Source organism: Vibrio sp. 10N.286.49.E11, assembly GCF_041469505.1.
Taxonomy (GTDB): Bacteria; Pseudomonadota; Gammaproteobacteria; order Enterobacterales; family Vibrionaceae; genus Vibrio; species Vibrio crassostreae_C.
On record NZ_JBFRKQ010000023.1, the window covers coordinates 29,091 to 50,478 of the forward strand.

General features: G+C 43.1%; 13 protein-coding genes. 12 read left to right on the plus strand and 1 reads right to left on the minus strand.

All coding sequences use genetic code 11. The annotated features are described in order from the left end of the window. Positions 1 to 31: 31 nt before the first annotated feature. Positions 32 to 1,828, minus strand: a complete 1,797-nt coding sequence (locus tag AB4167_RS03700; protein WP_102432715.1) for an ABC transporter ATP-binding protein — start codon at positions 1,826 to 1,828, stop codon at positions 32 to 34. An 89-nt stretch (positions 1,829 to 1,917) separates the two neighbouring features. On the opposite strand from AB4167_RS03700, the gene AB4167_RS03705 reads away from it, so the two are divergent. The 12 genes from AB4167_RS03705 to AB4167_RS03760 all read left to right on the plus strand — a co-directional run bounded on the left by AB4167_RS03705 (position 1,918) and on the right by AB4167_RS03760 (position 21,385). Next, positions 1,918 to 2,409, plus strand: coding sequence for a GAF domain-containing protein (locus tag AB4167_RS03705; RefSeq protein ID WP_017059689.1), 492 nt, complete (start codon positions 1,918 to 1,920; stop codon positions 2,407 to 2,409). A gap of 97 nt (positions 2,410 to 2,506) precedes the next feature. Continuing rightward, positions 2,507 to 3,130 carry an RNA chaperone ProQ gene (gene proQ, locus AB4167_RS03710; RefSeq protein ID WP_372136146.1) on the plus strand — a complete coding sequence of 208 codons (624 nt, stop codon included), beginning with the start codon at positions 2,507 to 2,509 and terminating at the stop codon, positions 3,128 to 3,130. A 17-nt stretch (positions 3,131 to 3,147) separates the two neighbouring features. Continuing rightward, a complete protein-coding gene (prc, locus tag AB4167_RS03715) occupies positions 3,148 to 5,142 on the plus strand; it encodes a carboxy terminal-processing peptidase (RefSeq protein WP_017068919.1) in 1,995 nt (664 codons plus the stop codon). 322 nt (positions 5,143 to 5,464) lie between these two features. Continuing rightward, complete coding sequence (locus AB4167_RS03720) at positions 5,465 to 6,148, plus strand: hypothetical protein (RefSeq protein WP_017068918.1); 684 nt, start codon at positions 5,465 to 5,467, stop codon at positions 6,146 to 6,148. Positions 6,149 to 6,366: 218 nt separating this feature from the next. Continuing rightward, entirely contained in the window at positions 6,367 to 8,973 is a 2,607-nt protein-coding gene (gene pepN, locus AB4167_RS03725; protein ID WP_372136147.1) for an aminopeptidase N, read from the plus strand. Positions 8,974 to 9,192: 219 nt separating this feature from the next. Continuing rightward, a complete protein-coding gene (locus AB4167_RS03730) occupies positions 9,193 to 9,411 on the plus strand; it encodes a DUF2835 domain-containing protein (protein ID WP_004733645.1) in 219 nt (72 codons plus the stop codon). A gap of 228 nt (positions 9,412 to 9,639) precedes the next feature. Continuing rightward, positions 9,640 to 14,481: an NAD-glutamate dehydrogenase gene (locus AB4167_RS03735; RefSeq protein WP_372136148.1), complete on the plus strand. Its 4,842-nt coding sequence runs from the start codon at positions 9,640 to 9,642 to the stop codon at positions 14,479 to 14,481. Positions 14,482 to 14,811: 330 nt separating this feature from the next. Then, the gene (gene pyrD, locus AB4167_RS03740) at positions 14,812 to 15,822 is read left to right on the plus strand and encodes a quinone-dependent dihydroorotate dehydrogenase (RefSeq protein WP_069597199.1); all 1,011 of its coding nucleotides are present in this window, start codon (positions 14,812 to 14,814) and stop codon (positions 15,820 to 15,822) included. 206 nt (positions 15,823 to 16,028) lie between these two features. Further along, entirely contained in the window at positions 16,029 to 16,577 is a 549-nt protein-coding gene (locus AB4167_RS03745) for a cell division protein ZapC (RefSeq protein WP_017059680.1), read from the plus strand. A 507-nt stretch (positions 16,578 to 17,084) separates the two neighbouring features. After that, a complete protein-coding gene (gene rlmKL / locus AB4167_RS03750; protein ID WP_372122137.1) occupies positions 17,085 to 19,205 on the plus strand; it encodes a bifunctional 23S rRNA (guanine(2069)-N(7))-methyltransferase RlmK/23S rRNA (guanine(2445)-N(2))-methyltransferase RlmL in 2,121 nt (706 codons plus the stop codon). Positions 19,206 to 19,230: 25 nt separating this feature from the next. After that, a complete protein-coding gene (locus tag AB4167_RS03755) occupies positions 19,231 to 19,491 on the plus strand; it encodes a glutaredoxin family protein (protein ID WP_372136149.1) in 261 nt (86 codons plus the stop codon). Beyond that, on the plus strand, positions 19,469 to 21,385 hold the full coding sequence (locus AB4167_RS03760; protein ID WP_372136150.1) for an ABC transporter ATP-binding protein: 1,917 nt from the start codon (positions 19,469 to 19,471) through the stop codon (positions 21,383 to 21,385). Before AB4167_RS03755 ends, AB4167_RS03760 begins: the two co-directional genes overlap by 23 nt. Positions 21,386 to 21,388 lie beyond the last annotated feature (3 nt).

Here is a 21,388-nt window from a genome sequence, read left to right on the forward strand (position 1 = left end):
TGCCCGACTTAAATGCTTAGGACTACAAACATCAGGCGTGCGATTGCACACTGCCGTAGAGTGTTTGATAAAGTCCTTGTTGTTCAACCAATTCACCATGTGTTCCCGTTTGTGTGACTTGCCCATCTTCTAAAACATAGATTAGATCGGCCTGTTTCACCGCTGATAATCGATGAGCCACTATCAAAGTTGTGCGATCTTTCAAAAACTCGCTCAACGCTTTATGCAGTGCTGACTCTGTTGCTGTATCGAGTGCAGATGTCGCTTCATCAAGAATAACAAACTTAGGATTGCTCAGCACCATACGAGCTATTGCTAAGCGTTGTCGTTGACCGCCAGACAGTCGGACGCCATTCCTACCAATCTGTGTATCTAAGCCATTGCTGAGTTGCTTGATGACATCTTGCATTTGAGAGACTTCAAGCGCACGCCACAACGACATTTCATCGTATTCAGCACCAAGGGTCAGATTATGCCTCAATGTATCGTTAAAGAGTATAGGTTGTTGTAAAACAACGGCAATTTGATTACGTATTACATCAAAGCTGATGTCGTCGGTTGTTTCACCGTTATAGCGAATGCAACCTGAGTCCGCTTGGTAAACCCCAATTAGCAACTGGATTAAGGTAGATTTACCACCACCACTCGCACCCACCAAAGCGACTTTCTTACCTGCAGGGATGTGTAGTGATAGCCTATTTAAAACAGTGTTTTCTAATGTGTAAGAGAATGTAACGTCTTCGATGTCGACTGTCACTTCTTGATCTTCATAAAACGGGTTTACTTTGCTAATCGGGCGCTTCTCTTCTTCTAATTGAAGTAGATCGTTGATGCGTTGCAGTGCCGCTTTTGCACTATACCAAGAGAATTGAATCCCTAGCAGCTCTTGAACCGGGCCCAACATGAACCATAAGTAACCAAATACCGCAAAAATCTGACCAATGGTTAAGTCACTGAATAGAACCATTAGCATAGCGACAGCGCGGAAAAGCTCGAAACCTAACAAGAAGAGGAGAAACGAAACGCGGCCAGCAGCTTCAGATTGCCAAGCGTATTTGTCGGCATCGATTCTTACTTGGTTTGCTTGAATCTTAAGCTCATCGAGAAAAATGCGTTCTTTATTCGCTGCACGCAGTTGGTAAATACCATCTAAGGTTTCCACCAAGCGATTCTGAAAACGTTCGAAAGATTGGTTCTCGTACTTTTTAAGGTGCTTAACCTTGCTGCCTAGTTTACGAGAGAAATAAATAACAACAGGATTGACCAGTAGAATGAACAACCCTAAACGCCACTCTAACCATAACAACACGATCGCGGTACCGAACACAGTTAAGAAGCTGATGAGGAACTTAGAGAGCGTTGAGCCAATGAACTTATCGATTGTCTCTATGTCTGTTATTAGGTGAGCATTAATGCCGCCGCTGCCTTTGGTCTCGTATTGTCGAATACTAATACGGCCAAGTTTATCTATCATCTTGCTACGCATTTGATAGGTAATTGTTTTGGAGACGAGCGTGAATTGACGCCCTTGTAGAATGTTCAACGCTTGGCTAACGGTACGCATGATAATGACTAACAGTAAAGTCAGTGCAATATAGCCAGTGGGTGTCTGCAACGATGTTGGAAGTAGGTGGTTCATCATATCTAAGCCAGAAGCTGGCTTATCAAGTAATACTTCATCAACCATTAATGGCATGAGCAACGGGATAGGGACACTGATGAGAGTTGCAAGTATGGCAATAATGTTAGCAAACAGTAATTTGGACTTGTGTTTTTTTACTTGAGTTATTAACCAAGAACGGCTAATAGTGTCTTCTGAATCGTTCATTGTAATGAGAATAAGTCCTATTTAGTTTGATGGTCGCATTCTACTGCGTTCTCTTGATAATGGAAGTCTCAATTTAATTGGAAGTTAATATGAAAATAGAACATTACCAACGCTTAACCAAACAAGCCGTTGCATTAATTGAATCAGAAACCGATCTAACTGCTAATCTTGCTAATATCAGTTCATTATTATTCATGGAATTGGATGACTTGAATTGGGCGGGTTTCTATTTAATGAAGCAGGATTTAGCTAAGGAAAAAGACGAACTTGTACTGGGTCCTTTCCAAGGTCAACCTGCTTGTGTGCGAATTCCGGTCGGGCGTGGTGTGTGTGGAACTGCGGTTGCGACGAATACAGTTCAGCGCATTCATGATGTTCATGAGTTCGAAGGTCACATCGCTTGTGACGCTGCAAGTAACTCAGAAATCGTTATTCCGTTCTCGATTGGCGGAAAAATCGCGGGCGTTCTTGATATTGATAGCCCAAATGTTGGTCGTTTTTCTCAAATTGACGAGGACGGATTGACATTTTTCATGGCAGAAGTGGAAAAGCTGCTTAATTCGCACGCGAACAAGGCATAAATTATTCTCTTACTGTGGTTTTTCCCAAGCATCTCTCTATAATACGTAAAAATATTTTCTTAATGCTCGCGGAAAACCGCAAAAACCAGGAACCCACATGGAAAACACTGAAAAGTTAAAAAACAGCAAAGAAGTTATCGCATATATTGCTGAATGTTTCCCTAAATGCTTTACTCTAGAAGGTGAAGCGAAGCCACTTAAAATTGGTATTTTTCAAGATCTTGCTGAACGTCTAAATGAAGACGAAAAAGTAAGTAAGACTCAGCTTCGTGCAGCGTTAAGACAGTACACATCATCATGGCGTTACCTGCACGGCGTAAAAGCTGGCGCAGAACGTGTTGACCTAGACGGCAACGCGTGTGGCACACTAGAAGAAGAGCACGTTGAACACGCTAAAGCTACACTTGCTGAAAGCAAAGCGAAAGTTCAGGCTCGTCGTAAAGAACAAGCACAAAAAGCTCGTGAAGATGGCAAAGCGAAACCTAAGGCGAAGAAAGCTCAACAGCCTCGTCGTCAAGCGCCTAAAGCACCAAAAGTAGAAAAGCCTGTAGAAACACGCGCTTTGAACGCTGACGAATTCATCGCTGGCAAAGAAGTAAATGTGAACATGGGTAAAGGAAACATGGCTGCGACCATTGTTGAAATCAATAAGGAAGATGTGCGTGTTCAGTTAGCAAACGGCCTACAAATGGTTGTTAAAGCGGAGCACTTGCGCGCTTAAAGGAGATACTCCTACGCATGAAATGCCGTTCAAAATTGACACTGATTGCTGCTAGCTTTTGGCTAGCAGCTTCAGCTCAGGCTCTTGAAGCCAAATTAGATCAGGACGATTTACCTCTACTCGCTCCTGAGGTCCAACACGAAACTGCTAGTAAACGTGTTACTTCTCGATTTACTCGTTCTCACTATAAACACTTCAATCTCAACGATGATTTCTCTCAAGCTATCTTTAATCGTTACTTAGAGATGCTGGATTATAATCGTAATATCTTCACTCAAGCTGATATTGACTCTTTCTCTGCGTCATCTAAACAAATTGATGATCAGCTGAAATCGGGCAATAACCAGATTGCATTCGATGTTTATAATCTGTCTATGCAGAAGCGTTTTGAACGTTTTCAATATGCATTGTCTTTGCTAGATACAGAGATTAAGTTTGATACCGATGAAAGTATTGAGCTCAATCGTAGTGAAGCTGAGTGGCCAAAAGATATCGCTGAAGTGAATGAGCTTTGGAGAAAACGCGTTAAATATGATGCGTTGAATCTAAAACTTACTGGTAAAGAGTGGCCAGAGATTCAAGAAGTTTTGGAAAAGCGTTACAACAATGCGATGAAGCGTATTACGCAATCGCATAATGAAGATGCTTTCCAGATCTACATGAACGCATTTGCGCGTGAAGTTGATCCTCACACAAGTTACCTTTCTCCAAGAAATGCAGAACAATTCCAATCTGAGATGAACCTATCTCTAGAAGGTATTGGTGCTGTGCTTCAGATGACAGACGACTACACCGTTATTCGCTCTTTAGTTGCTGGTGGCCCTGCGTCAAACAGCAAACAATTGAGTGATGGAGACCGCATTGTTGGTGTTGGTCAAGATGGCGAAGAAATTGTTGATGTTATCGGGTGGCGTTTAGACGATGTAGTACAACTTATTAAAGGCCCTAAAGGGACCAAAGTTAAGCTACAGATCTTGCCAGATGGTAAAGATGCAAAAAGTCACGTTGTCACAATTGTTCGCGATAAGATTCGTTTAGAAGACCGCGCTGTTAAATCAGAAGTGATCGAGAAAGACGGCAAGAAAATTGGTGTATTAGAAGTACCAAGTTTCTACGTTGGCCTTTCTAAAGATACCGATAAACTGATCACCGAGCTTAAAGAGCAAGGTGTTGAAGGTATTATTGTTGACCTCCGAAACAACGGTGGTGGTGCACTGACTGAAGCAACTGAACTCTCTGGTTTGTTTATCAAAGAAGGACCTGTTGTTCAGGTTCGTGATAGCTACGGTCGTGTCAAAGTGAACAGCGATACTGATGGTCAAATCAGTTACCAAGGCCCGTTAACGGTATTGGTGAATCGCTACAGTGCTTCAGCGTCTGAAATCTTTGCAGCAGCGATGCAAGATTATGGCCGTGCAATCATCCTAGGTGAAAACTCTTTCGGTAAAGGTACGGTGCAACAGCATCGCTCTTTGAATCATATTTATGATTTGTTCGATAAAGAGTTAGGCTACGTTCAATACACAATCCAAAAATTCTACCGAATCAATGGTGGTAGTACGCAAAACAAGGGTGTAGTACCTGATATTGCTTACCCAACGCCAATTGATCCTGCAGATACTGGTGAAAGTGTTGAAGACAACGCTCTTCCTTGGGACAGCATCGACAAAGCGAAGTACTCAGTGTTACAGCGTAACGATGAGCAGATCGCAGCGTTGACGGCTAAACACGAAGCTCGTATCGCAACAGACATGGAATTTGGCTTTATCGCGCAAGATATTGAAAAATATAAGGCAGATAAAGACGACAATGACCTTTCTCTTAATGAAAAGGTTCGTCAACAAGAGAGTGATGATGCGGATGCGCTTCGTCTAGAGCGTATTAACCAACGTCAAAAAGCCGCTAAGTTAGAGGCATTTAAAACGTTGGATGATATTCCAAAAGACTACGAAGCCCCGGATGCTTATCTTGATGAATCAGTTGCTATCATGCTGGATATGATCAAGAAATAAACAAAATACCTGTTATAAGGTGATTGTTTAAAGACGTACTATTTGAAAAGCGAGCTTAGGCTCGCTTTTTTTGTACCTGTGTTCTTGCCTCGAATAATGTCATGTTAACGGCATGCTTCCTCGCTTTTTAACTTGCTGCAGAACCACTGTTATTTGATTTTCGGCTGTGAAGTACACTGTAAAAATAACTAAACTTAAGTATTATTTTTCGAGTGATAATGACATTTAAGTTACTTCGCACTTAAAATTTAGTGACTTAGATCATATTTTTTCGCTTTCTATTCATTACGTGCCTAAGCTTAAAGAAAACGAGGGGACGCTTATGAAATGGATTCTACTATTTTTATCTTGTTTAAGTTTTGTGGCTTTTGGGAGCGAGGTCGCTTCGAGTAACCAACAATCAAAAAGTGATAGTAATCTATCTCATTTTGACCTTCCTTTGCTGCTTGGTGATTGGTATTTGATGAATCCTGATCCTGAGCAAGGCACTGAAAACTTTAGAGCGATCAAGCTCACTCTTGATTCAAACTACTCATTCACTATCGATATCCAAAAGAAAGACTACAGTGTAGATCATTGGGAAGGTTTGTATAACGCCAATGAAGACACGATTATTTTGGGTTTGAATACCTCAGAACCTCAGGTTTACGCGTACAGCAGTAATCACAACATGCTGAATCTTAACGGTGTTATGTTCACTAAGGCCTTGCCAAATGCATTGGCGGGAATCTGGTCAAGTGCCCAACTGTCTGGAAGCGATCTACGTGCGAGTAACATTCAAAAAATGGATTTAGTCCTTCAGCCGGACTTTATATTCATGTTCCGAGTATCAGATGAAGAAGGTGGTGAAGTCATTCGTCGCGGGGTGTATTACACAGAAGGCGATCAACTAGTGTTACTTTATGAGAACGGTGAACACGGCACTCGATATACACTGAACAGCGATGTGTTAACGCTGCAAGGTGAAGAGGGAGATATGTTTGCGGTACTCAATCGCATTCGATAATCGTGAGTTTTAGCAGTAACGGCGTACTCGTTGATAATATTGTGCACAGTTCATTTCTTAGGCGTTCCTGTCTGATTTGATTGATAAAATAGCAAAACATGGAGGCATTTTCTTACAATGCCTCCTTTTTTTAATATTCCCCTTGTTTTATTGGCGCTCAACCTTTAGATATATACAGTTAAAAAATAATTACGTATAACGATCAAAAGGAACCCGTCATGGCACATACACCTCAAGCCAAGTATCGTAAAGATTATCAATCACCATCTCACACGATTTCTGAAATCGATCTTACTTTCGATTTGTACGACTCAGCATCCATTGTTACGGCTGTTTCTAGTGTTAAGCAGGAGAAAGACAGCACGACATTAGTACTTGATGGTGAAGGCTTGAAGTTGGTTTCTGTTTTGGTTGAAGGCAACGAATGGACTCAGTACGAGCAGTCTGAAACTCAACTTACGCTGAATGACCTTCCAAAAGAATTTACTCTAACCATCGTTACCGAAGTTAACCCTGAAGGGAACAGTGCACTTGAAGGCTTGTACAAGTCGGGTGGCGCGTTCTGTACTCAATGTGAAGCTGAAGGTTTCCGCCGTATCACTTACTACATGGATCGCCCAGATGTGTTGGCGAAATTCACTACAACGGTAATTGCAGACAAAGCAGAGAACCCATTCTTATTAAGTAATGGTAACCGTGTAGATGAAGGTGAAGGTGAAAACGGTCGTCATTGGGTGAAGTGGCAAGACCCACATCCAAAACCAGCGTACTTGTTTGCTTTAGTAGCGGGTGACTTTGATGTACTTCGTGACGCATACACTACACAATCGGGTCGTAAAGTTGACCTAGAAATCTTTGTTGATAAAGGCAATCTAGACCGTGCGAGCCACGCGATGGTTTCTTTGATTAACTCAATGAAGTGGGACGAAGAACGTTTCAATCTTGAATACGACTTAGACATCTACATGATCGTAGCCGTTGATTTCTTCAACATGGGTGCGATGGAAAACAAAGGCTTGAACGTATTCAATTCGAAGTTCGTTCTAGCAAACGACCAAACTGCAACGGATACAGATTACCTAGGTATTGAAGCAGTAATCGGCCATGAATATTTCCACAACTGGACAGGTAACCGAGTGACGTGTCGCGATTGGTTCCAGTTAAGTCTGAAAGAAGGCTTAACGGTATTCCGTGACCAAGAATTCTCATCTGATCTTGGTTCTCGCGCAGTAAACCGTATTAACAATGTACGTATCATTCGCGGTCCACAATTTGCAGAAGATGCTAGCCCAATGTCTCATCCAATTCGTCCAGAAAAAGTGATAGAAATGAATAACTTCTATACTTTGACCGTGTACGAAAAGGGCAGTGAAGTGATCCGTATGATCCACACATTGTTGGGCGAAGATGGTTTCCAAAAAGGCATGAAGCTGTACTTCGAACGTCACGATGGTACGGCTGCAACATGTGAAGACTTCGTCGCGGCAATGGAAGATGCGTCGGGCGTTGACTTATCTCAGTTCCGCTTATGGTACAGCCAGTCTGGTACGCCGACGCTGTCTGTTGAAAGTAAGTACGACGCAGAGAAGAAACAGTACACGTTAACAACTCGCCAAGTAACAGCGCCAACTCATGAGCAAACGGAAAAGCAGGCTCTGCATATTCCTCTTGATATCGAGCTGTACACAGCTGCGGGTGAAGTTGTTGAGTTACAATGTAACGGTAAGCCAGTTCATAATGTATTAGATGTGAAAGAAGCAGAGCAAACGTTCGTGTTTGAAAACGTTTCTGAGCAACCGATCCCATCATTACTTCGTGAATTTTCTGCGCCAGTGAAATTGGAATATGACTACTCAGATGAAGAACTGATCTTCTTGATGGTGAATGCTCGCAATGAATTCTCTCGTTGGGATGCGGGTCAAATGCTATTAGCGAAGTACATCCGCAGTAACGTGGAGAAAGTTCAGCAGGGTCAAGCGTTTGAGCTTTCTGATTCTGTTGTTGATGCATTCCGTGGCGTACTGCTGAGTGATTCACTAGAGCCTGCGTTTATTGCAGAAATGCTTTCTCTACCAAGCCACAATGAAGTATCGGGTTGGTACGAGCGCGTTGATATTGATGCGGTCGCATCGGTTCTTAACTCAATGAAAGTCACACTAGCTGCAGAACTTGAAGACGAGTTAGCGGCGGTTTATCACAGCCACGCACTAACAGAATACACGGTCGATCACGATTCGATTGGTAAGCGTACTCTACGTAAAGTTTGCCTAAGTTACTTAGCACATACAGAGCAGGGTAATGACTTGGTTGTTGCGATGTACCAGCAAGCAAACAACATGACAGATACGATGGCAGCAATGGGCGCGGCAAACAGCGCACAACTTGCATGTCGTGAAACCTTGATGGCGGATTACAGTGACAAGTGGAAACACGATGGTCTTGTTATGGATAAGTGGTTTGCATTGCAAGGTACAAACCCAAGTTCAAACGCACTTGAAGTGATCAAAGCGTCGATGTCGCACCAGGCGTTCAGTTTGAAGAACCCGAACCGTACCCGTAACTTGGTCGGTTCATTCTTAAACATGAACCCGGTTCAATTCCACGACAAGTCTGGTCAAGGCTATGCATTTGCTGGCGAGATCTTACGTGAGCTAAACAGCAGCAACCCACAAGTGGCTTCACGTCTGATTGACCCGCTACTTAAGTTCCGTAAGTACGATGATGAACGCCAAGCTCTTATCAAACAGGAACTTGAGACATTGAAGAGCATGGACAACCTAGCAAAAGACTTGTTTGAGAAAGTGACGAAAGCACTAGAGGCTTAAGTCAGCGCGCATTCAGGTAACTGTTTGCTAATAAGCGGTTTACTAATAAACTGTTTGCTATAACGAAAGGTCATCAGTGGTAGAGAATATCTGCCACTGATTTTTTGTTTCTGGTTCATCGAATTTTCGATAAGCTAGAGCAACTTCAAGTTCAGTTTCACCGTCAGACATCTAAAAGTGCCAAAAAACACTGGCACTGTATATTTATACAGGTATCGTATGAATCGCTATATTTTCCAACTTAACATCTCATATCAGCAGTTTTTGGCCAGCTATTCTGGCGCCGCAAGTAAAGTTCAAGTGATAACAACAACAGGTTTACGCTTACAGTTACCTGCAACTCGGTTCAGACCATTTCTTACACAAATAGGGGTTAGAGGGCAGTTTAGGCTGACAACTGACCAAAAAAATAAGTTTATTAAGTTAGAAGCTCTGTAAACCTTGGCGTGCCTAGTGAGTTAAAAGGAATCTTAATCACATAATCAAACATTTCAGCTCTTACCACCTCCAAAACAATTAACTATTTTTCAATAATGCTTTTACAATAAATGAATGCATTACCTTTGCTTAACTCGTTAGTAGAAAAGCGCTCAACGGCACGTTTCAAACACCAGATTAAGTGATCCCCCTAATAATAAAATATAATTCTAATTGTGGAGTGTGACTATGACCGCACGTGAAACTGTGGTTCCAGTTTTACTTGAAAAAGTTTACAAGCTGATTCAAGACAAACTTGACCTTGCTCATCGACCTCTCGTAACTCAACTTGCTCAACACTTGTTTAGTAACGTTTCTCACGACGATCTAACTCAGAGAAACGAATCCGATTTATATGGTGCTGTAGTTAGCTTATGGCATCACATCAATGAAAAGAAAGCCGACGAAATCTCTGTACGCGTATTCAACCCGACGGTAAGTCGTCAAGGTTGGCAGTCTACTCATACTATCGTTGAGATAGTCGTTCCAGACAGTCCATTCCTTGTTGATTCCGTAAAAATGGCATTGACTCGCCTAGACCTTTCTTCTCACCTTATGCTTCATAACCCAACACAAATCTCTCGCTCAGATAAGGGCAGTGTTGTTGGTGTAAGCAATAACGAAGGTGCATTCCAATCGCTTTTCCATATCGAAGTTGACCGTCTGAGTAGTAAAGCTGAAATGACAGCACTTAAAACGGAGTTGCTGGATATCTTTACCGACACTAGCTTAGTCGTGAACGATTGGTTGAAGATGGTTGAAAGACTTGAAGAAGTGACCAATCAAGTTGAACAGCAAAAAGAGAGCATTCCAGTAGACGGCCAGCGCTTTGATGAAACGTTGGCGTTTCTTCGTTGGTTAGGCCAACACAACTTTACATTCATGGGTTATAAGGAATATGACCTAGTTTCAGTTAACGGCGACACTGAACTGCAACCGACCAAGGAGCAAGGTCTTGGTTTGTTTGCGAACTCAGATCGTGTACGTAACGTTAAGCTATCTGAGTTTTCTGATTCGGCACGTCTTGAAGCGAAAAAGCCTTATGTGCTTATCGTAACCAAGGGCAACACGGCTTCACGCATTCACCGCCCAGCTTACAACGATTACATTGGTATTAAGAAGTTCGATAAGAACGGTAAGGTCATTGGTGAGCACCGCTTTACTGGTCTTTACACATCTGCCGTTTATAACCAAACCGTTGAAACGATTCCTCTTGTTCGCGAGAAAGTAGAACGTATTTTGGATGCGAGTGGTTACCGTGAAGGTTCATACTCTTACAAAGCGCTGCACAACATTCTTGAAAACTACCCACGTGATGAACTGCTGCAAGCTCGAGAAGAAGAGCTACTAGAAGTCGGTACGGGCGTAGTACAAATGCAAGATCGCGATCTCCTGCGTTTGTTTGTTCGCAAAGACCCGTTTGGTCGTTTCTTTAGCTGCATGGTTTACGTAACAAAAGATCGTTACAACACTGAGCTTCGTCGCCAAACACAGCGCATCTTGAAACAGTACTTTGGTTGTGAAGAAGAGGTTGAATTTACAACGTACTTCTCTGAAAGCCCGCTAGCAAGAACGCACTATATTGTTCGTGTTGATAACAACAACATGGATGTGGACGTGAAAACAATTGAGCAAAATTTAATGGAAGTATCGTCTACGTGGGATGACCGTCTGTCTGAATCTATCATTGCAAACTTCGGTGAAAGCAAAGGTCTTCCATTGTCGAAAGAGTACATGCGTGCATTCCCACGTTCGTACAAAGAAGACATGATGCCAGGTTCTGCTGTTGCCGACATTGAACGTTTAGAAGCGCTAAGTGAAGACAACAAACTGGGTATGCTTTTCTACCGTCCTCAAGAAGAAGCGGCAGATTCAAAAGCCGTTCGTTTGAAGTTGTTCTACCACAGCGATGAGCCAATTCACCTTTCTGATGTTATGCCAATGCTTGAAAACTTTGGCCTACGCGTTATCGGTGAATCTCCATATGAAGTGCGTAAAACCAACGGTGTGACCTATTGGATCCTTGATTTCTCTATGCTGCACAAGAGCGATAAGACCATTGATCTTCGTGAAGCTCGCGATCTTTTCCAACAAGCCTTTGCGGCAATCTGGGCGGGTGAGTTAGACAGCGATGGTTTCAACCGCTTAGTACTTGGCGCTGGTCTTTCTGGCCGTGAAATCTCAATCTTACGTGCTTATGCTCGTTACATGCGTCAAGTTGGTTTCCCATTTAGCCAACAATACATTGAAGACACATTGTCTCATTACCCAGAATTAGCGAAAGGGCTAGTGAGCCTATTCGGCAAGCGTTTTGACCCGAAACTGAAGGGCAGCGTAAAAGGCCAACAAGATCTTATTAAGAAGATCACTGAACAGTTGGATCATGTAGAAAGCTTGGATGATGATCGTATCATTCGTCGCTACATGGAAATGATCACTGCAACGCTTCGTACTAACTACTACCAAGTAGACGAGAATAAGCAGTCTAAACCTTGGTTGGCTCTGAAAATGAGACCAAGCGAGATTCCAGATATCCCTGCGCCGGTTCCTGCGTTTGAGATCTTCGTTTACGCACCAGACATTGAAGGTGTGCATTTACGTGGCGGTAAAGTAGCACGCGGTGGTTTACGTTGGTCAGACCGTCAAGAGGACTTCCGTACTGAGATTCTAGGCCTAGTTAAAGCGCAACAAGTTAAGAACACGGTTATCGTACCGGTTGGTGCTAAAGGTGGTTTCGTTTGTAAGCGTCAACACATGATGTCTGGCCGAGACGAGATTTTTGCTGAAGGTCAACGTTGTTACAAGCGCTTCATCCGTGCATTGCTAGACGTTTCAGACAACATCATTGAAGGTGAGGTTATCCCACCTAAGAGCGTTGTTCGTCACGATGAAGATGACCCATACTTGGTTGTTGCAGCCGATAAAGGCACCGCGACATTCTCAGATCTAGCGAACTCAGTAGCTGAAGAGTACAACTTCTGGCTAGGTGATGCGTTTGCATCGGGTGGCTCTAACGGTTACGACCACAAAGCCATGGGTATCACGGCGAAAGGTGGCTGGGAATCGGTTAAACGTCACTTCCGCGAAATGGGTATTAACTGTCAAAGCACAGACTTCACTGCCATTGGTGTGGGTGATATGGCGGGTGACGTATTTGGTAACGGTATGCTGCTATCTAAGCACATTCGCTTGCAAGCTGCGTTTAACCACATGCACATCTTCATTGACCCGAATCCAGAATCAGCATCAAGCTGGGTAGAGCGTGACCGTCTGTTTAATCTGCCTCGTTCAAGTTGGGAAGATTACAATAAAGACCTGATTTCTCAAGGTGGTGGCATCTTCTCTCGCCGAGCGAAGTCTATCTCTTTGACACCTGAAATTCAGAAAATGCTGGGTACCAAGAAAGCATCAATGGCACCAAACGACTTGATCAAAGCGATCTTGTCTATGAAAGTTGATCTACTTTGGAACGGCGGTATTGGTACTTACGTTAAGTCTTCTAGTGAGACTCATACCGATGTGGGTGACCGTGCAAATGACGTGCTACGTATCGATGGCCGTGACCTGAAAGCTAAGGTTGTTGGTGAAGGCGGTAACTTGGGTATGACTCAATTGGGTCGTATTGAATACGCTCTAACGGGCGGTCGAGTTAATACTGACTTTGTCGATAACGTTGGTGGTGTAGATTGCTCGGATAACGAAGTTAACATTAAGATCTTCTTGAATGGCTTGGTGTCTAATGGTGATCTTACCGTTAAGCAACGTAACCAAGTTCTTGAATCTATGGAAGATGAAGTAGGTGAAATCGTACTAGACGACGCTTACTGCCAAGCTGAGTCTATCTCTGTTACTGAGCATCAAGGTGTAGGCTTAGTGAAAGAGCAAATCCGCTTTATCCACACAATGGAAAAAGCCGGGTACTTAGACCGTGGTTTGGAATACATCCCAGATGACGAAACGCTGCTAGAACGTGAGAAGCAGGGCCAAGCACTAACAAGACCAGAGCTATCAGTATTGATCGCTTACGGTAAAATGGTTCTAAAAGAAGATCTTGTGAGTGATGACATTGCGAATGATGAGTTCCATGCTCAACAACTGATGCAATACTTCCCAACAGAGTTACGCCGTAACTACTCTCAGCACATGGATAACCATCCACTTCGTGCAGAGATCATTGCGACTGCGCTTGCTAACCAAATGGTTAACGAGATGGGCTGTAACTTCGTGACTCGCTTGCAAGAAGAGACGGGCGCGAACATTGTTGATATTGCGAATGCTTACGCGGCATCACGTGAAATCTACGGCCTGGGTGAGGTATTGAAGAGCATCCGTGAACTGGACAACATCTCAAGTTCTGAAGCTCAATACGAATTGCTTTACCATGTACGTCGTACGCTTCGTCGTCTAGCACGCTGGTTGCTAAGAAACCGTACCGGTAAACAGTCAGTGAATGCATTGATTGAGCTTTACCAAGGTGATGTCGTCGCAATTACTGAGAAGCTGGATGAAAACCTAGTGGCTTCAGAAGTAGAAGAGCATCAAGCAATGGCTCAAGTATGGATTGACCAAGGTGTAAACGCTGAGCTGGCTAATTCAGTGGCTCGTTTGTCTAGCCTGTACTCAGCACTGGATATATCTACAGTGGCTCGTGAAACAGGTAAAACAGTACAGCAAGCGTCTAAGCTTTACTTCAACCTAGGCGACCGTTTGTCACTGCACTGGTTCTTGAAGCAAATCAATGGCCAAGCTATAGACAACAACTGGCAAGCACTGGCGCGTGCAGCATTCAGAGAAGATCTGGATTGGCAGCAACGCCAGTTAACTGGTCAAGTACTTAACTGTGGTTGTGCTTCAGATATCGATGTGATTAAAGCGCTTGATGACTGGATGGAAAGTAACTCTGTTTCTCTACATCGTTGGGAAAGCATCCTAAACGAATTCAAAGTAGGTTCTGTTCATGAGTTTGCTAAGTTCTCAGTAGCACTGCGTGAATTGATGCTGTTGAATCTAAACTGCATGTCAAAAGACTAGTTACTAGATAAGACGAAAAAGTATAAGGGCAGGCCAAAAGGTCTGCCTTTTTCGTTTCGGTAAAGTGGAAACAATAGGCCTAACGACTTTTGAAGAACAAACTTCGACGCAAACGTTGTTTGTTGTTAAGTGACCTGATGGCTGTACTAAGGTTGAGATTAGAAATGGCTTAATAACTTGAAGAAACGATAACGTTTGCTTAATAATGAACCTCATTCGTTAGCAAACTTGATTATCTTACCCTTACAGACAGTAATAGATTGAATAGTTGGGTAAATAAGTAAATAATAGCGCCCCGTTTACACGGGGCTTTTTTCTATCGGAGGCACAATGCTTTACCGTCTAGCCAGAACTGGCTTTTTCCAACTTGATGCCGAAAAGGCACATGATCTTGCAATTCAAAATTTCAAGCGCTTCACAGGCACACCTATTGATCTTTTGTATCGCCAACAATTACCTCACCGACCTGTAGAGTGCATGGGTCTTACTTTTAAAAACCCAGTTGGCCTTGCTGCTGGCCTAGATAAAAACGGCGAATGTATTGATGCATTTGGCGCAATGGGTTTTGGTTTCGTAGAAGTAGGAACAGTGACTCCACGTCCGCAAGCGGGTAACGACAAACCTCGTTTATTCCGTCTTGTTGAAGCTGAAGGTATCATCAACCGCATGGGTTTTAACAACCTAGGCGTCGACAACCTTGTTGAGAATGTTAAGAAGTCGAACTACGATGGCATCTTAGGCATTAACATTGGTAAGAATAAAGACACACCAATTGAAAAGGGCGCTGAAGATTACTTGATCTGTATGGAGAAGGTATATCAATACGCTGGTTACATTGCTGTGAACATCTCTTCACCAAACACTCCAGGACTTCGTTCTCTACAATACGGCGAAGCTCTAGACGATCTATTGTCTGAACTTAAAACGAAACAATCTGAACTGGAAGAGACGCATGGTAAATATGTTCCTCTTGCTCTTAAGATTGCTCCGGATCTAAGCGACGACGAAATTCGCCAAATTTGTGAATCATTGATCAAAAATAAGATCGATGGTGTGATCGCAACAAACACAACATTGGATCGTTCAATCGTTGAAGGTATGAAACATTGTGATGAAGCGGGTGGCCTAAGTGGACGTCCTGTTCAATCTCGTAGTACTGAAGTAGTTCGTAAACTTCACGAAGAGCTGGGTGACAAACTGCCGATCATTGGAGTAGGTGGTGTTGACTCGTATGTTGCTGCAAAAGAGAAAATGATGGCGGGCGCGAAGCTTGTACAGGTTTACTCTGGTTTCATCTACAAAGGCCCAGGCCTAGTTGGCGACATCGTTAAAAATCTATAAGCTGAAAATTGCTTTTATTTTTGAAAAGCGACAATCTGGCATCGTCTTACTAAAAGAGACACTGTAACTCACTGAGTTGTAGAGAAAAGCGATAAGAAAGAGGAATTCATTTCCTCTTTTTTTTTGCCTATTGCTCAGTAAAATTACTGTAATTGAAGGTAATTTTGCGTTTTACCTAATGGAATGGTTCAACAGTGTGAGACGAAATGATGCTTAAACCTAGCGATACATGGAGTTGGTATTACGATGAGCAGCAATGTTCATTAATGCTAAACCTCGGAGAGGATATGATTTTCAAAACGAATCTGGTCCGAAATAAGCTGGTGGACTGCGCGTTTAGAGATAATGAATTCACCGTTGATGACGCATCTTCATACCAAACCTTCAAAGAACAAATTTCTGGCTTAGAACTGTCTGAGCCTCGCCAAGCTGAACTCGCGCTTTATTGCGTGGCAGCAAAGCGCTTCCACAAGCCTGTACAGCCTAAGAGTTGGTTCTTCGACTCACAGGGCGCTGGCCACGAATACCCTCAAGAAGGGGATATCGTACAAATGAATAACGAGCATAGCTTAGGGTATTTCATTGTATTAGAAGTGGGAGAGTGTGCGAGCCTATGTGCATTTGTCGACCTAGAAGAGTTTCTGCTTACACCTTCAAAAGGGTTACGCTTTGGCGACTCGATTAAGGTCATGCACGATAGAATGATAGACGCGAACGCTATTCTTCATCAAACGCACATAGCGATGGTAGGTTAACCTCTAATCTAGCACATCATTTCAACCACGCATCGCAGCACACAAACGTATAAACCTTCCTCAGAATCGGCTCATTAGCCGATTTTTTTGTGCCTAAAAAACCTCATCCTGATAAATACATCACGGCTTAACCATTTAAATAGTGAACTTACGACTATTTTTTCACCTTAATTTCTGCCCGTTTTCATCGCCAGAAGAGTAAATCTACCGTCTTTATTCCCTGTTTTTGGTCTTTTGTAGCTAAATTTCATCCACAAATCTCCTTTGGTATATACCAGTTTTGAGGTGAATATAAATTCACATTGCTACTTTGGTTAATAAGTGGTCAGAAATGAAGTTGGTTTGATAGGTCTTATGTTCTAAGGGGATGTGGGTAAGCGATCGCTTCAAGACTGTGCATTTGCTAGCCAGTTAGTCGAAAGATTCAATGAAAAGACGTGTTTAGTGTGATGCTCTAGTTACAAATTCAGGTATAATCGAACTCATTTTTATCAATAAAAGAACACTATGAATCAATATCTAGCGGTTACCTCAAACGGCCTTGAGAATTTATTAGTTGAAGAACTAACCCAACTAGGGATTACAAACGCAAAACCTGTTCAAGCAGGTGTTAAATTCAAAGCGACCAATGAGCAAATTTATCGTTGTTGTTTGTGGAGCCGTTTGGCTTCTCGATTTGTACGTGTCCTTTCTGAATTCACTTGTATGGACGACATGGATTTGTACCTATCAACCACTGCGGTTAACTGGGTAAATCAATTCCATAGCTCTAAGCGTTTTGTTGTTGACTTCAATGGTACGAACAACGAAATCCGTAATAGCCAATACGGTGCGATGAAAGTAAAAGATGCCGTTGTTGATTGCTTTGAGAAGAAGTCTTTACCTCGTCCTTCTATTAGCAAAGAGAACCCAGACATTCGTATCCACGTTCGTTTACACCGTGATAAAGCGATTCTTGGTGTTGATATGGTAGGTAGCGGTCTTCACCAACGTGGTTACCGTCCTGAATCAGGTCGAGCACCACTACGTGAAACTCTTGCTGCCGCGATTCTTCTTCGTAGTGGTTGGGACGCAACTAAGCCTTTCCTAGATCCAATGTGTGGTTCAGGTACGTTAGTGATTGAAGCGGCGATGATGGCTGCAAACATGGCTCCAGGTGTTAAACGTCAGAAGTGGTGTTTTGAATCACTAGAAGATTTCGAACCAGAGCTATGGGCTGAAGTGAAAGCAGAAGCGAACGTCCAAGGCCGTCGTGGCGTTAAGAAAGTAGAATGTAAGTTCTATGGCTATGACAATGACGAACGCATGATCAAAACAGCGCGTGACAATGCTCGTCGTGCTGGTGTTGAAGAGTTGATTGAATTCGAAGTAGGTGATGCTGCAAAACTTAAGCGTCCTACCGAGTTTACTGATGGTGTGATTGTTTCTAACCCACCTTATGGTGAGCGTTTAGGTACAGAGCCGGGTCTTATTGCTCTTTACACAGCATTTGGCGCGCAGCTTAAAGCTGAATTTGGCGGTTGTAACGCGTCTATCTTCTCTAGTTCAGACGAACTACTGAGCTGCTTACGCATGCGTGCAGACAAACAGTTCAAATTGAATAACGGTGCGTTACCGTGTCACCAAAAGAACTACTCAATTTCAGATCGTCCGATGTCAGAACGTCCAACGGGCGAGCAAGAACAGTTAATTGCTCCTGACTTCGCAAACCGTCTTAAAAAGAACATCGGTAAAATTGGCAAGTGGGCTAAGAAAGAGCAATTAGATTGTTACCGTATCTACGATGCGGACTTACCAGAATACAATGTAGCGATTGATGTATACCCAGGTCACCTTGTGATTCAAGAATACGCAGCGCCTAAAGATGTACCGGAAGAGAAGGCAAAACGTCGCTTAACCGATATCATCCGTGCTTCTATTCAAGTAACAGGCGTAGAAGCAAACAACGTTGTGCTTAAAGTTCGTCAGAAACAGAAAGGCCGTTCTCAATACCAGAAATTGGCTCAAGACTCATCGAACTTAGAAGTGAACGAGTATGGCGTTAAGCTGATTGTTAATCTTCATGATTACCTAGATACCGGGTTGTTCCTAGATCATAAGATCACTCGTCGTCGTATCGGTGAGATGGCCGCAGGTAAGGATTTCCTAAACTTGTTTGCTTATACAGGAAGTGCATCTGTTCATGCTGCTGTGGGTGGTGCTCGTTCTACAACTACTGTTGATATGTCTAATACCTACCTAGAGTGGGCGAAAGAGAACATGGAGCTTAACGGTCGTGTTGGTCGTCAACATCAGTTTGTTCAAGCTGACTGTCTACAATGGCTAGCTAAAGAGCAGGGTTCTTATGATCTGATCTTTATCGATCCACCTACGTTCTCTAACTCAAAGCGTATGGATCAATCTTTCGATGTTCAACGTGATCACATTCAGCTGATGGAAAACCTTAAACGTCTTCTTCGTGAAGAAGGCACGATTGTGTTCTCTAACAACAAGCGTCACTTCAAAATGGACTTGGAAGCTCTAGATGAGTTAGGTCTTAAGGCTCAGAATATCTCAGCGAAGACACTTCCATTGGACTTCTCTCGCAATAAGCACATTCATAACTGCTGGTTGATTACACATAAGTAGTTAAGAGATCGTATAAGGATATATAGTGCTGACTCTCTACAGTACAGAAGGGTGCTATCTATGTGAGATGGCATTCCAACTCACGGAACAGTTAAACATTAGCCATCACGTCAACGTTGTTGACATTGCATTTGATGATGAGCTCTTTTCCCGTTACGGGGTCACTATTCCGGTGCTCAAATTTGAAAGCTCTGACCTTTCTCAAAGCTCAGAGCTTAACTGGCCATTTGGCTTGTTAGAACTTAATGATTGGTTAAAGAAGAATGGCATTACTTACAATTCATAATGGGCAATTAGCGTTTGGCGATCACCCGTTATTAGATCGTGCGGACTTCGCACTGCAAGAAAACGAACGTGTGTGTTTAGTAGGGCGCAATGGCGCTGGTAAGTCTACGTTGATGAAAATCCTGTCTGGGAACATCATCATGGACGACGGCAAGATGCAAATCACACAAGATGTGGTTGTGTCGCGCCTTGAGCAAGATCCACCTCGCAATGAGCAAGGTACCGTTTATGATTACGTTGCTAGTGGCCTAGCTGAAATCGGTGAACAGCTGAAGATCTATCATGATCTTCTGGATCTCATCGGTACTGACCCTAGTGAAAAGAACCTAAATCGTCTTACTCGTGTTCAAGAGCAATTGGATCATGCGAATGCATGGCGCTTTGAAGATCGCGTAAGCAACGTATTGGCGGCGCTTAAGCTAACTGCAGAAACCAAACTGACGGATTTGTCTGGTGGTTGGCAACGTAAAGCAGCACTTGCTCGTGCGCTTGTATGTGACCCTGACGTGCTTCTACTTGACGAACCGACTAACCACTTAGATGTTGCGACCATTGAATGGTTAGAGGGTTTCCTGAAAGACTTCCGCGGTTCAATCATCTTTATCTCGCATGACCGTGCGTTCATTAAATCGATGGCAACACGTATTGTCGATCTTGATCGCGGTAAATTGAGCTCTTTCCCGGGTGATTACGAAAACTATCTTGTTGAGAAAGAAGAAGCGCTTCGTGTAGAAGAAATGCAAAACGCTGAATTTGATAAGAAGCTTGCTCAAGAGGAAGTTTGGATTCGTCAAGGCATTAAAGCTCGTCGTACTCGTAACGAAGGCCGTGTGCGTGCGCTTAAGAAGCTACGTGAAGAGCGTTTAAACCGTCGAGAAGTGCAGGGCAAAGCCGTTATCCAAATCGACGATGGCCAGCGTTCAGGCAAGATTGTATTTGAAGCTGAAAACATTAACTTTGGCTTCGAAGGCAAAGAGATTGTTAAAGACTTCAGCTTCAATATCATGCGTGGTGATCGTATCGCTCTAATTGGCCCGAATGGCTGTGGTAAGAGTACGGTACTTAAACTGCTTCTTGACCAGCTTAAGCCTGATTCAGGTCGTTTGCATTGTGGCACTAAGCTTGAAGTCGCTTACTTTGACCAATACCGCGAAATTCTAGACCCTGAGAAGTCTGTAATTGATAACCTCGCGGATGGTAAGCAAGAAGTGACCGTAGGTGGCCGTGAGCGTCATGCTCTAAGCTACTTACAAGATTTCTTATTCTCTCCAAAACGTGCTCGCACTCCTGTTAAAGCACTATCTGGTGGTGAGAAAAACCGTCTGTTATTGGCGCGTATTTTCCTTAAGTCGAACAACTTGTTGATTCTCGATGAGCCAACCAACGATCTAGATATCGAAACTTTGGAACTTTTAGAAGATTTGCTTGCCAACTATCAGGGTACGCTGCTTTTAGTGAGTCACGATCGTCAGTTTGTTGATAACACAGTGATGACAAGTTGGATCTTTGAGGGTAATGGCGTTATTGAAGAATTTGTTGGTGGTTACCACGATGCTCAGCAGCAAAGAAAGCAAGCATTAGAGTACCGACAGGTTGAAAAGCCATCAAAGCCAGCGAAAGTAGTTGAGGAAACTCCCAAAACTGCACCAGTTAAAGCTAAACCTAAGAAGTTATCGTATAAGCTACAACGAGAGCTAGAAGCGTTACCAATGCGTTTGGAAGAATTGGAAACTCAAATTGAAACTCTTCAGGAAGAAGTCAACGATCCAAGCTTCTTTTCAAAATCTGTAGAGCAGACACAACCAGTATTAGATAAGCTATCTGCAGCAGAGCAGGAGCTTGAAGTTGCTTTTGAGCGCTGGGAAGAGCTCGAGGCACTACAACAGGAAAGTTAAGAA

What these genes read in the sequence shown, in the direction of transcription:
- AB4167_RS03700 (WP_102432715.1), bottom strand. Translation starts at nt 1,828, where the DNA reads ATGAACGATTCAGAAGACACTATTAGCCGTTCTTGGTTAATAACTCAA.
- AB4167_RS03705 (WP_017059689.1), top strand. Translation starts at nt 1,918, where the DNA reads ATGAAAATAGAACATTACCAACGCTTAACCAAACAAGCCGTTGCATTA.
- proQ (WP_372136146.1), top strand. Translation starts at nt 2,507, where the DNA reads ATGGAAAACACTGAAAAGTTAAAAAACAGCAAAGAAGTTATCGCATAT.
- prc (WP_017068919.1), top strand. Translation starts at nt 3,148, where the DNA reads ATGAAATGCCGTTCAAAATTGACACTGATTGCTGCTAGCTTTTGGCTA.
- AB4167_RS03720 (WP_017068918.1), top strand. Translation starts at nt 5,465, where the DNA reads ATGAAATGGATTCTACTATTTTTATCTTGTTTAAGTTTTGTGGCTTTT.
- pepN (WP_372136147.1), top strand. Translation starts at nt 6,367, where the DNA reads ATGGCACATACACCTCAAGCCAAGTATCGTAAAGATTATCAATCACCA.
- AB4167_RS03730 (WP_004733645.1), top strand. Translation starts at nt 9,193, where the DNA reads ATGAATCGCTATATTTTCCAACTTAACATCTCATATCAGCAGTTTTTG.
- AB4167_RS03735 (WP_372136148.1), top strand. Translation starts at nt 9,640, where the DNA reads ATGACCGCACGTGAAACTGTGGTTCCAGTTTTACTTGAAAAAGTTTAC.
- pyrD (WP_069597199.1), top strand. Translation starts at nt 14,812, where the DNA reads ATGCTTTACCGTCTAGCCAGAACTGGCTTTTTCCAACTTGATGCCGAA.
- AB4167_RS03745 (WP_017059680.1), top strand. Translation starts at nt 16,029, where the DNA reads ATGATGCTTAAACCTAGCGATACATGGAGTTGGTATTACGATGAGCAG.
- rlmKL (WP_372122137.1), top strand. Translation starts at nt 17,085, where the DNA reads ATGAATCAATATCTAGCGGTTACCTCAAACGGCCTTGAGAATTTATTA.
- AB4167_RS03760 (WP_372136150.1), top strand. Translation starts at nt 19,469, where the DNA reads ATGGCATTACTTACAATTCATAATGGGCAATTAGCGTTTGGCGATCAC.